11 protein-coding genes and 2 tRNA genes are annotated in these 11137 nt (G+C 55.4%); 10 read left to right on the forward strand and 3 right to left on the reverse strand.

Going from position 1 to position 11137, the window contains the following annotated elements; all coding sequences use genetic code 11:
- The first annotated feature begins 2 nt into the window (after window positions 1-2).
- Both recD2 and GXN74_RS11090 read left to right on the forward strand, forming a co-directional pair.
- Entirely contained in the window at window positions 3-2237 is a 2235-nt protein-coding gene (gene recD2 / locus GXN74_RS11085; RefSeq protein ID WP_162371009.1) for an SF1B family DNA helicase RecD2, read from the forward strand.
- A 4-nt stretch (window positions 2238-2241) separates the two neighbouring features.
- On the forward strand, window positions 2242-2988 hold the full coding sequence (locus GXN74_RS11090; RefSeq protein ID WP_162371010.1) for a ComFC family protein: 747 nt from the start codon (window positions 2242-2244) through the stop codon (window positions 2986-2988).
- Here the strand turns inward: GXN74_RS11090 and GXN74_RS11095 are convergent.
- Window positions 2985-4589, reverse strand: coding sequence for a peptide chain release factor 3 (locus GXN74_RS11095; RefSeq protein WP_162371011.1), 1605 nt, complete (start codon window positions 4587-4589; stop codon window positions 2985-2987). The genes GXN74_RS11090 and GXN74_RS11095 overlap by 4 nt on opposite strands.
- A 149-nt stretch (window positions 4590-4738) precedes the next feature.
- Between GXN74_RS11095 and GXN74_RS11100 the strand changes: the two genes are divergently transcribed.
- From GXN74_RS11100 to rplT, 7 genes are all read left to right on the forward strand, one after another.
- Window positions 4739-4811 (forward strand) — tRNA-Arg (locus GXN74_RS11100).
- A gap of 130 nt (window positions 4812-4941) precedes the next feature.
- The gene (locus GXN74_RS11105) at window positions 4942-5199 is read left to right on the forward strand and encodes a hypothetical protein (protein ID WP_162371012.1); all 258 of its coding nucleotides are present in this window, start codon (window positions 4942-4944) and stop codon (window positions 5197-5199) included.
- Between the two features lie 68 nt (window positions 5200-5267).
- Complete coding sequence (locus GXN74_RS11110; protein ID WP_162371013.1) at window positions 5268-5828, forward strand: biotin transporter BioY; 561 nt, start codon at window positions 5268-5270, stop codon at window positions 5826-5828.
- Between the two features lie 187 nt (window positions 5829-6015).
- On the forward strand, window positions 6016-6561 hold the full coding sequence (locus GXN74_RS11115; protein WP_162371014.1) for a GNAT family N-acetyltransferase: 546 nt from the start codon (window positions 6016-6018) through the stop codon (window positions 6559-6561).
- Window positions 6562-6838: 277 nt separating this feature from the next.
- Entirely contained in the window at window positions 6839-7339 is a 501-nt protein-coding gene (infC, locus tag GXN74_RS11120) for a translation initiation factor IF-3 (RefSeq protein WP_162371015.1), read from the forward strand.
- 25 nt (window positions 7340-7364) lie between these two features.
- Complete coding sequence (gene rpmI, locus GXN74_RS11125; protein WP_162371016.1) at window positions 7365-7562, forward strand: 50S ribosomal protein L35; 198 nt, start codon at window positions 7365-7367, stop codon at window positions 7560-7562.
- Window positions 7563-7586: 24 nt separating this feature from the next.
- The gene (gene rplT / locus GXN74_RS11130; protein ID WP_162371017.1) at window positions 7587-7943 is read left to right on the forward strand and encodes a 50S ribosomal protein L20; all 357 of its coding nucleotides are present in this window, start codon (window positions 7587-7589) and stop codon (window positions 7941-7943) included.
- Between the two features lie 158 nt (window positions 7944-8101).
- On the opposite strand, the gene GXN74_RS11135 is transcribed toward rplT, so the two are convergent.
- Window positions 8102-8173, reverse strand: a tRNA-Gly gene (locus GXN74_RS11135).
- An 87-nt stretch (window positions 8174-8260) separates the two neighbouring features.
- Window positions 8261-10174: an ABC-F family ATP-binding cassette domain-containing protein gene (locus GXN74_RS11140; protein ID WP_162371018.1), complete on the reverse strand. Its 1914-nt coding sequence runs from the start codon at window positions 10172-10174 to the stop codon at window positions 8261-8263.
- Between the two features lie 162 nt (window positions 10175-10336).
- On the opposite strand from GXN74_RS11140, the gene GXN74_RS11145 reads away from it, so the two are divergent.
- Window positions 10337-11023 (forward strand): AzlC family ABC transporter permease, encoded by a 687-nt coding sequence (locus GXN74_RS11145; protein WP_162371019.1) that lies wholly within the window; start codon window positions 10337-10339, stop codon window positions 11021-11023.
- Window positions 11024-11137: the final 114 nt, after the last annotated feature.

Below are 11137 nucleotides of genomic sequence, written 5' to 3' on the forward strand. Positions count from 1 at the left end.
TTATGGAAACGTTGGACGGCATTGTGGAGGACATCATCTACAGGAACGAGGAGAACGGATATTGCGTGTTGTCCGTGTCCACAGAAGCCGGGGAGAAGACTGCGGTGGGATGCGTCTTCAACATCGCTGTGGGGGAGGAAATCCATGCCCGGGGACACACCTCTACCCATCTGGTGTACGGGGACCAGTTCAACATCCAGGACTACCATTGCGCCATACCCCAGGAATTGAAGGCCATGGAACGCTATCTGGGCTCGGGGGCGGTGAAGGGGATCGGTCCCGCCATGGCGGCCAAAATCGTGGAGATGTTCGGGGAGGATACCTTCCGGGTCCTGGAGGAGGAGCCGGAACTGTTGGAGCGGGTCAAGGGAATCAGCCTGAAAAAGGCCCAAGCCATAGCAGCCATCTTCTATGAGCAGAGGACCATGCGCCAGGCCATGATTTTCCTCCAGGAATACGGAATTTCCGTAAACTATGCGTTGAAGATCTACCAGGAATACAGGGAGAAGACCTATGAGGTCGTGAAAAACAACCCTTACCAGCTGGCGGAAGATGTCCACGGCATCGGCTTCAAGATGGCCGACAGCATCGCGGAACAGGTGGGAATACCCAAGGAATCGGTCCACAGGACCATGGCGGGGATGCTCTACCTGTTGCACCAGGCTACCCTGGATGGGCATGTCTACCTGTCCAGGGAGGAACTTTTCCGTTCGGCCGGAGCGTTGCTGCAGGCCGACGGGACACAGTTGGAGTCCGCCCTGATCCGCCTGAAGCTCCAGAACCGGATCGTCTCCGTTTCCCTGCCTGGGGTGGAGGAGGCCGTTTATTTAGGAGTGTACCATGCCATGGAGCAGGGGGCGGCGTTGAAGCTGCACGAGGTCGCCCATGGGGTGGGAACGGGCAGGGGGGATAGCCAGGAGTGGATCACACGGTTTGAAAAGGAAGAGGGCATAGAGTTCGACCCGTCCCAAAAGGAAGCCATCGTCAAGGCCCAGACGTGTGGACTGTTGGTGATCACCGGAGGGCCGGGAACGGGGAAGACCACCACCATCAACGCCATCATACGGCTCTTCGAGGAACAGGACCTGACGGTGGCGTTGGCAGCCCCCACGGGAAGGGCGGCCAAGAGGATGACGGAAGCCACCGGCAGGGAGGCGAAAACCATCCACCGCCTCCTGGAGATCACCTTTGGAAAGGACGAGCTGCACCAGCGGTTCGAGCGGAACGAGGAATATCCCCTGGAATGCGATGTCCTGATTGTGGACGAGAGCTCCATGATGGACCTGACCATCTTCCACCATCTCTTGAAGGCCATCCCCGTGGGGACCAGGCTCATCCTGGTGGGGGACAAGGACCAGCTGCCCTCCGTGGGAGCCGGGAACGTGCTGGGGGACATCCTGGCCTGCAGGGACATTTTCGATGTGGTGGTCCTGCAGAAAATCTTCCGGCAGGCGATGGAAAGCGACATCATCATGAACGCCCACAAGATCAACCACGGGGAGGTGCCCGACCTGCGCAGGAACAGCAAGGACTTCTTTTTCATCCGCCGCTCCAATCCGACCCGGATCCTGGAGGAGCTGACCAGCCTGGTCAAGACCAGGCTTCCCAAGTTCGCAGGATGCGACAGCCTGGAAGGGATCCAGGTGCTTACTCCCATGCGCAAGGGAATCCTGGGAGTGGAGAACCTGAATGTGGTCCTCCAGGCGGCGCTCAACCCTCCGGCCAAGGACAAGCGGGAGAAGGAGTGCCGGGGAATCCGTTTCCGGGAAGGGGACAAGGTGATGCAGGTGAAAAACAACTACAACCTCTCCTGGACGGTGATGAACGACCTGAACTTCAAGATCGATGAAGGGACGGGGGTGTTCAACGGGGATATAGGCACCATCCTGTCCATCAACACCTATACGGAAACCCTGAAGATCCGCTTCGACGACCAGCGGCAGGTGAACTATGAGTTCAGCGGACTGGACGAGCTGGAGCTGGCCTACGCCACCACCATACACAAGGCCCAGGGAAGCGAGTACAAGGTCGTGGTGATTCCCCTGTTCAAGGGGCCGCCCATGCTCCTCAGCCGGAACCTGCTCTATACGGCCATCACCCGCGCCAGACAATATGTTGTCATCGTGGGAACGGAAGAAACGGTGGTCGAAATGATCGCAAACAACAGGGAGGTCCGGCGGAACACTTCCCTGTCGGAACAGATCCGGCGGCTGGCGATAGGAGAAAGGGGGGCTTGAGTGCATGGAGGGACTGAGAAGGATGGCGGAAGCCGTCGGGAATGCATGGAAGAGGACAGCCTATCCCAGGAAATGCCTGGTCTGCGACCGTCTCCTGGAGGCCGGCGAGAAGGAATACACCTGCGTGGACTGCCGGGACAGCCTGCCCACCCTGGAAGGCAGCCTCTGCCGTTGTTGCGGGAAGCCTTTGGGCGGCAGGGAGGAGCTATGCCATGACTGCGGAAGGACACCCAGGAGCTTCCGCAGGGGGCGTTCCCTATGGCTGTACGAGGGAGAGGCGAAGCGGCTGATCCAAATCCTCAAGTTCAAGGACGGGCTCTACACGGCGCCGTATCTTGCGGAACGCCTGTGCCAGGTGCTGGAGGAGCTCTGCGCCTTGGAGCACCTGCCCCTTCCGGACGTCCTGTGCCCCGTTCCCCTGCACCCCTCCAGGGAGAGGGCCAGGGGATACAACCAGGCCGGAATCCTGACGGGACGGATGGCCCGAAGGCTTTCCATCCCGGAAGCACGTCTGTTGGTCCGGGTCAGAAAGACTAAACCCATGAAGGACTTGGGGGACCTGGAGCGGCTGGCCAACATCCAGGGAGCGTTTGCATTGAAAAAAAACCAGGACGTCCGGGGAAGGAACGTCCTGGTGGTGGATGACATCTTCACGACAGGCGCCACGTTGGACGCCTGTGCCAAGGTCTTGATGGAGGCAGGAGCCAGAGAGGTATGGATCCTGGTTCTTGCTTTGGGAAAGGGGATCTAATTCCGCAAGGAGATTTCCGCCAATACGGCATCCTTGTTCCGATCCTTCAACTGGTTGATGGACCATTCATGCTGGTAGAGCACCACCGGGTGTTCCAGGCTGTCCACGGCAATCATGCTGTCCATGGTGGTGGAGAACTTCTTCTTGTCGAAATCCTCCTGTTTGATCCAACGGATGTAGCGGTGGGGAAGGAGCTGCTGGTTGACATCCACCCCGTACTCGTGCTTCAGGCGGTAGGAAAGCACCTCGAACTGCAGGATGCCCACAACGCCTACAATCAACTCCTCCACGCCGATGTCCGGACGCTTGAAGACCTGGATCGACCCTTCCTGGGCGAGCTGGGTGATGCCCTTGAGGAATTGCTTCCGTTTCAAGGCGTTGGGCGTGTAGATTTTCGCAAAATGCTCCGGAGCGAAGACGGGTATGCCTTCATAGGCAAGACTGCTTTTGTCCTCGCACAGGGTGTCGCCGATGCGGAAAATGCCCGGATCGTGGAGGCCGATGATGTCTCCAGGATAAGCCGTCTCCACGATCATCCTGTCCTGGGCCAGGAACTGCTGGGGCTGCGCCAGGGTGATCTTCCGGTTTTCCTGGACATGGTGGACGCTCATGCCCTTGGTGAATTTGCCGGAACAGATCCGCAGGAAGGCAATCCTGTCCCTGTGGGTGGGATTCATGTTCGCTTGGATCTTGAAGATGAAACCGGAGAAGTTTTCGCTTTCCGGAGCGATGGGTCCCAGGTTGCTGGGCCGGGGGGCCGGAGGAGGCGTCAGCTCCAGAAAGGACTCCAGGAAAGGCTGGACCCCGAAGTTGGTCAGGGCGCTTCCGAAGAAAACGGGAGTCAGGTTTCCGTTCAGGATCTCTTCCAGGTCGTAGGCGTTGCCCGCATGGTCCAGGAGCTCCAGTTCGTCCGCCAGCTGCTGGTGTTGCAGGCCGCCCAGGCGTTCCTTGATTGCGGCATCCTCCAGATCCCCTTCCAGGACATTCGCCTTGGACTGGCCGTGGCTGCCGCCGTCGAACAGCTCGATCCTGGATTTCTGCCGGTCATAGACCCCTGTGAAGTCCTTGCCGGAGCCGATGGGCCAGTTCATGGGGAAGGAGTCGATGCCCAGGACCTGTTCGATGTCCTCCAAGAGCTCAAAGGGATCCTTCCCCTGCCGGTCCAGCTTGTTCACGAAGGTGAAGATGGGGATTCCCCGCATCTTGCAGACCTTGAAAAGCTTCTTGGTCTGGGCCTCGACGCCTTTGGCGCAGTCCACGACCATGACCGCGCAGTCGGCTGCCATCAGGGTACGGTAGGTGTCTTCACTGAAGTCCTGGTGTCCCGGGGTGTCCAGTATGTTCACGCAATAACCCCCGTAATTGAATTGCAGGACACTGGAGGTGACAGAAATCCCCCTTTGCCGTTCGATTTCCATCCAGTCGGATACGGCGTACTTCTCCGCCCGTCGGGACTTGACGGAACCTGCGCTATGGATGGCGCCTCCGTACAGAAGGAGCTTTTCCGTCAGGGTTGTCTTCCCTGCATCCGGATGGGAGATGATTGCAAATGTTCTTCTTCTCTTGACCTCTTCGGACAAGCTGAGTGTTTTTGATGCCATGTTCTTCCTCGTTTCCTGTTTGGGTTCTTATGGAAAATAGTACCTTATTACATGGTGGATGTCAATCAAGAAGAAAAAAAAGTGTAAAAAAGGTCTTTTCAAAAGAAAGAAACTGTGATAGAATAATTTGGCGGCTGAAAAGCCGAATTGCACGCGTAGCTCAGTGGATAGAGTATCTGGCTCCGAACCAGAGGGTCATGGGTTCAACTCCCATCGTGTGCATTCTGCCAAGGCAGAGATAAAAGATGTGAATACGATTGCATGGAGCAGGGAAGCGCGTCGCCCCTAGGGGAGATGGTTTTTCCTGCTCCAATTTGAATCTTACGACAACGGAATCGCAAGGAGGTACGGCATGTTTTTTGAAGAGGTGTTGGAAAAGAAATATGAGGAAACCTTCGACAAGGTCTACAACAACCTTTCCCATCAAAAGAAGAACGACAAGAACTTCTCCAAGGAAGACATCAGGAATCTGCTGGAAAGCATGAAGATCTATGAAGGCATGGACAAGGATGGAAGGGGAGTCGTCTTCGAAACGACCCAGGCGGCCACGGTGGCGGCCCTGACCCGGCTGGTGGTGGAATGGGAAGAGGAGGAAAAGGTTAACCAATAACTAAATAGAGTTGACAATCTGTGCCGTTTATCCTATAATGGAAAAAAACATTTGGAGGAAGCGGCGTTATGAAATTGACCACAAAAGAAATGATCCTGGTAGCCATGTTTGCAGCCCTTGCGGCCGTAGGGGCGTTCATCAAAGTGCCTACGCCCATCGTGCCATTCACCCTGCAGTTCCTGTTCGTGTCCTTCGCAGGCCTGATCCTGGGGGCGCGGAAAGGCGCCATGGCGGTGGGGCTCTACATCCTGATCGGCTTGACCGGCATCCCCGTATTCGCCAACGGAGGGGGAATCACGTATGTGTTCCAGCCGACCTTCGGATACCTGTTGGGATTTGTGGCCTGCGCCTTCGTGGTGGGGTTGGCCAATCCCAGGAACAAGAAGACTTCCTTTCCCCGGACCGCCCTTTCCCTGTTGGGTGGACTGGCTGCGGTATATGCCATCGGGGTTCCCTACATGTACATGGTGGTCAATCTGGTCATGGGAAAAAGCATGACCGTGGTGCAAGCCTTGGGAGCGGGGATGCTGCCTTTCCTGGCGACGGACCTGGCCCAGATCATCGTCATTTCTCTGGCGGCGGTACTTGTCCTTCCGAAACTGAAAAGGGCAGGCGTGCTTCCGGCCTGATAGAAAAAAAGAACCCATGCGTTTGCATGGGTTCTTTTTTTCTACACCAGGAAAGTCCGTCCAAGCTTGCTTGGGGCCAAACATCCCTACGGCTGTGGAGATGACATGACCCTGCAGATATGCTATAATGGAAGAAGAGGAAGCGGTCCTGGAGGATGCGCTGAGAAAGGAAAGGAGCTGACCGGGAATGGATTTGAGGAAGGTTTTGGTTGGAGACAGGACCGCTTTGCGGCCTGTGGAACCGGAGGACAAGAGTTTCATCCTGTCCCATCTGGGGGACGAAGGGGTTTACCAGCACATCGTCAACAGGGAACCCATTGCGACCCTGGAAGAGGCGGAGGCCTACATCGACGCCCATATGGGTGGAGATAGGCAGAATCGTTGGGTCATCGAACTTCTGACATCCAAGCAAAAGATCGGAACCATCGGATTCTACAATCTGGACCGTCAAAACCATACGGCAGGCATCAGCTATGACTTGAGCCGCATGTACTGGCATCAGGGGATCATGAGCGAGGTTCTGGGTATTGTGATCGCCTACGGATTAGAGGATCTGGGGCTCAACCGGATCGAAGCGCTGGTCCACTTGGAGAACCTCCCCGCCTACTACGCCTTGAGGAAGAAGGGCTTCGTTGCGGAAGGGATTATCCGGGAGGCTTACTACAGCCACGGAAAGTACCATGACCATTATCTTATGTCCATCCTGCAAGGCCAGGCAAAAAGAAGAAATTAAGTTTGACAGGGAACGCGTTGCATGGTATAATTTCTACGCAATGAAAACAAGCAGAGTTTCCACTCTCGCCTAAGCACAACAGGGTGACTTAGGTACATGTGAGATGCGACGCCCGGATGGAAGGGGAATCCCTTTCGAAACGGTTTAGTACTTGTGTGATTCGGTGGATAGGCAGCTATCCACCTTTTTGATTTGGACCAAAAGGTCCGCCAGGTCCGCTTGGTGGAGAGGGAATTCTACACTGAATTGACGGAGGTGTCAAACTATTAGCGATTATATGATCAATGAGCAAATTCGGGACAGGGAAATTCGTCTGATCGGATCGGAAGGCGAGCAGCTGGGGATTTTTTCCTCAAGAGATGCGCAACAGATGGCAAAGGAGCAAGGTCTTGACCTGGTGAAGATTTCACCGAATGCCAAGCCCCCTGTATGCAAGATCATCGATTATGGAAAATTCCGTTACGAGCAATCCAAGCGCGAGAAAGAATCCAAAAAGAAGCAGAACATTGTCACACTGAAGGAAGTGCGTTTGTCCCCCAACATCGAAACCCACGATTTGGAAACAAAGATGAAAAACGCACACAAGTTCCTGTCCGGAGGAGACAAGGTCAAGGTTGCGGTACGGTTTCGAGGACGTGAGTTGGCTCATACCGCTATTGGTAGGAAAATCTTGTTGGATTTCGCCAAGGGTCTGGAAGAACTGGCGGATATCGAAAAACAGCCCTTGATGGAAGGAAGAAGCATGGTGATGTTTCTGATTCCGAAGAAAAACAAATAACTGAAATGCCAAGGAGGACATGAAAATGCCTAAAATGAAAACCCACCGCGGAGCGGCCAAGCGTTTTAAAGCTACAGGTACAGGAAAGCTGAAGAGAAGCAAAGCTTACAAAAGACATATCCTGACCAAGAAGACAGCAAAGAACAAGAGAAATCTCAGACATGCCACGATGATGGATTCAACCAACGAAAAAGTAATCAAGAAAATGTTACCATACCTTTAAGAAAGAATTTAGGAGGCAGAACAGATGGCAAGAATCAAAGGTGGCATGAATGCCCATAAGAAGCATAAAAGAGTCCTGAAACTGGCGAAAGGTTACAGGGGAGCCAAATCCAAGCAATTCAGGACAGCCAAGCAGGCTGTGATGAAGTCCGGAAACTACGCGTTTGCAGGCAGAAAGCTGAAGAAGAGGGATTTCAGAAGACTGTGGATCGCCAGGATCAATGCGGCGGCCCGTGTGAACGATATGTCCTACAGCACCTTCATGCATGGCCTGAAAATGGCTGGGGTGGATGTGAACAGGAAAATGCTGGCTGACATGGCCGTAAACGATGCGGCTGCTTTCGCGCAACTGGCGGCAACCGCCAAGGCGAAGCTGCAGTAATCCGAAAGCGGATAGAAAAGGGAGCGGACCATTCCTCGGGGAAGGCCCGCTTTTTTTTTGCATGGTAGGCCAGCGGAAGGCATCTTGTGGGATGGGATCCGCAAAATAAGAAGGACACATCCTGGATGGAGGATGTGTCCTTCTTATTTTGCGGATCGAGCGCGAGACGGGATTCGAACCCGCGACCCTCGCCTTGGCAAGGCGATGCTCTACCACTGAGCCACTCGCGCGAAGGCCTGCAGACAAGCCATTCAACGTTTGTTATCATAGCATACGGCAGGGGAAAATGCAAGAGGATTTTCATGGATATTATTGGATCATTGGCACTTGTCCTGTTCCAGAGCGTTCTGGAAGGCGGCCAGAAACTCCAGACGCTCCATTTTTTCCAGAAGGGTTTCCTCCAGGATTTCCTTCTGCTCCATGAGTTCCTGGAGCAATAGGAAGTCCGTCTGGTTCTTGGAAATATCCTGGTCCACTTGTTCCAGCTTCCCTTCCAGGGAGGCGATTTCCGGCTCCAGGGACTTGAGCTCCAGCTGTTCCTTGTAGCTCAGGCGCGCTTCCCTGACCCGGCGGGCAGGTGCGGGCTTGTCCTTGGGAACGGTCTTGGCCGGAGTCTCAAAATCGTTCCCAAGCCCTTCCCGATAGTTTCTGTAGTCCTGATAGTTGCCTGTGTATACGGACAGTCCCTTTGTCCCCTCCTCGAAGCTGATGATCTTGTTGCAGACCCGGTCCAGGAAGTAACGGTCATGGGACACGGTCAGCACGATGCCCTTGAAATCGTCCAGATAGTTCTCCAAAACCTTCAGCGTGTCGATGTCCAGGTCGTTGGTGGGCTCGTCCAGCAGCAGGACATTGGGGGCCTCCATGAGCACCTTCAGCAGAAAGAGCCTCCTGCGTTCGCCCCCGGAAAGGGTGCCGATGGGGGCATACTGCATTTCGCCGGTGAACAGGAAACGTTCCAGCATCTGGGAGGCGGAAAGGAGCTGGCCGTTTTCCGTACGGATGAATTCCGCCGTCTCCTTGATGTATTCGATGGAGCGCTGGGATGGATCCATATCGGTGGCTTCCTGGGAGAAGTAACCAAGCTTAACCGTATCCCCCAGGGAACAGTTGCCCGTGTCTGGGGCCAGCCGGCCGCTGATGATGTTCAGGAGGGTGGATTTTCCCGCACCGTTGGGCCCGATGATCCCGATCCGGTCCTCGGAAGCGCAGGTATAGGAAAAAGGGTCGAAGAGCCGGGTTTGCCCGAAGGATTTGGAGACCTGGTCCAGGACGATGGTCTTCTTTCCCAGCCGGGTGAAGCCTACGGACAGTTCCACGGCTCCGGGTCCGGTCTTGGGTTCGGAAGCCTTGATTTCGTTGAAACGGTCGATTCGGGCCTTTTGCTTGGTGGACCTGGCTTTGGCACCTGTGCGCATCCAGGCCAATTCCCTGCGGTAAAGGTTCTGGCGCTTCTGTTCCAAGGTGTTGGAGAGTTCCATCCGCTCCGCCTTCTTGGCCACGAATTCCTCGTAATTGCCTTCGTAGGAGAAACACTGGCCTTGGTCCAGTTCCAGAATCCGGTTGCAGACCCGGTCCAGGAAATACCGGTCGTGGGTCACCATGACCAGGGCTCCCTTCCTCCTTGCGAGGTACTCCTCCAGCCAGTCGATGGTGCGGTTGTCCATGTGGTTGGTGGGTTCGTCCAGGATCAGCAGGTCGCAGGGAGACAGGAGGGCTCCCGCCAGGGCGACCCGCTTGCGCTGTCCGCCGGAGAGCGTATGCATGGGCTGGTGGAAGTGGTGGACCTCCAGGTGGTTCAGGATGGTCTTGGCCTGGCTTTCCAGTTCCCAAGCGTCCCCGGCGGTCATTTCCTCTGTCAGGCGGTAGAGCCGTTCCTGGGCCTTGGCGTCCTGGGGGTTCTCCTGGGCGGACTCGACCGCTTCCTCATAGGCCCGAAGAAGCCGCAGGTCGGAAGAGTCCCCTTTGAAAACCTGCTCCAGTACGGTGGCGTTCTCGTCGAATTCCGGTGTCTGGGAAAGGTATTCCACCCGGGTCCTCTTGGCCATCACCAGGCCGCCTTCGTCGGGGACCTCGATTCCGGCCAGGATCTTCAGCAGGGTGGACTTGCCGGTGCCGTTTATGCCGACGATGCCGATCCGGTCTGTTTCGTTTACTGTAAATGCGATGGAATGAAAACATGTCTTCATTCCGTAACTCTTTGACAAATTTTCCGCTGCGATTACAGCCATGGGAAGTCCTCCTCTTTGGTGCACAGGGTTTGTCTGTACATTGTACCCCAAGCGGCTCCCCTTTTCAATACCGGAGGACGGCAGGTTGAAAAGGGGAACCATTGACGATGGGGGGGGCATGTGATATATTGAAAAAAGCCGAAAAGGGGAGGAGGTTGGAAAATGCGGATGAAAGCTTTGCGGGCTGCCTTTCCCGGGACCGTTCCTGTGATGATGGGATACGGTTTTCTGGGCATGGCCTTCGGCATCCTGCTGACCAGCCGAGGTTTTGGGGCGGGGTGGGCCCTGCTGATGAGCGTTGCCGTCTATGCGGGGGCCATGCAGTTCGTTGCGGTGGGACTCCTGGCGGAAGGGGCGGGCTTGGCGTCGGCATTTCTGATGACCCTGATGGTGAATGCCCGACACCTTTTTTACGGGCTGTCCATGCTGGAGCGTTTCAAAGGGTTGGGGTGGAAAAGGCCCTACCTGGTGTTCGCGCTGACGGACGAGACCTTTTCCATCCTATGCGGCTTGGAGCCTGCGGAAGATGTGGATAGGGGATGGTACTGTTTTTTCGTTTCGGCCCTGGACCAGGCCTATTGGGTCCTGGGCTCACTGGGAGGAGCCCTTTTGGGGGAGCGCATGTTCTTTGACGGGACAGGTGTGGGATTCGCCATGACGGCGCTTTTCGTGGTGATCTTTTTGGAGCAGTGGAAGGGGAACCAGCGGCACGGACCGGCCATGGCAGGGGTGGTCCTTTCCTTGGTGTCCCTAGGAGTCTTCGGGCCGGACAGGTTCATCCTTCCCTCCATGTTGCTGATCCTGTCCGCGCTGTTGCTGTCCAGGAAGCGCATGGAAAAGACCAGCTAATAAAAGTCAATAGCTGAGATCAAAAAACTTTAAAAATTGAGTTTTAAAAAAGCGTATAGCAAAGCTAGCCAATAGCAAAATCCGAACATTGGCATTTGGTTGGCATATGAGACA

The sequence above is a fragment of the Anaerotalea alkaliphila genome (genome assembly GCF_010179735.1).
GTDB lineage: Bacteria > Bacillota > Clostridia > Lachnospirales > Vallitaleaceae > Anaerotalea > Anaerotalea alkaliphila.

Coding starts and splice junctions, on each gene's coding strand:
- recD2 (WP_162371009.1), top strand. CDS start 3: ATGGAAACGTTGGACGGCATTGTGGAGGACATCATCTACAGGAACGAG.
- GXN74_RS11140 (WP_162371018.1), bottom strand. CDS start 10,174: ATGGCTGTAATCGCAGCGGAAAATTTGTCAAAGAGTTACGGAATGAAG.
- GXN74_RS11095 (WP_162371011.1), bottom strand. CDS start 4,589: ATGGCATCAAAAACACTCAGCTTGTCCGAAGAGGTCAAGAGAAGAAGA.
- GXN74_RS11110 (WP_162371013.1), top strand. CDS start 5,268: ATGAAATTGACCACAAAAGAAATGATCCTGGTAGCCATGTTTGCAGCC.
- GXN74_RS11090 (WP_162371010.1), top strand. CDS start 2,242: ATGGAGGGACTGAGAAGGATGGCGGAAGCCGTCGGGAATGCATGGAAG.
- rplT (WP_162371017.1), top strand. CDS start 7,587: ATGGCAAGAATCAAAGGTGGCATGAATGCCCATAAGAAGCATAAAAGA.
- infC (WP_162371015.1), top strand. CDS start 6,839: ATGATCAATGAGCAAATTCGGGACAGGGAAATTCGTCTGATCGGATCG.
- GXN74_RS11105 (WP_162371012.1), top strand. CDS start 4,942: ATGTTTTTTGAAGAGGTGTTGGAAAAGAAATATGAGGAAACCTTCGAC.
- rpmI (WP_162371016.1), top strand. CDS start 7,365: ATGCCTAAAATGAAAACCCACCGCGGAGCGGCCAAGCGTTTTAAAGCT.
- GXN74_RS11145 (WP_162371019.1), top strand. CDS start 10,337: ATGCGGATGAAAGCTTTGCGGGCTGCCTTTCCCGGGACCGTTCCTGTG.
- GXN74_RS11115 (WP_162371014.1), top strand. CDS start 6,016: ATGGATTTGAGGAAGGTTTTGGTTGGAGACAGGACCGCTTTGCGGCCT.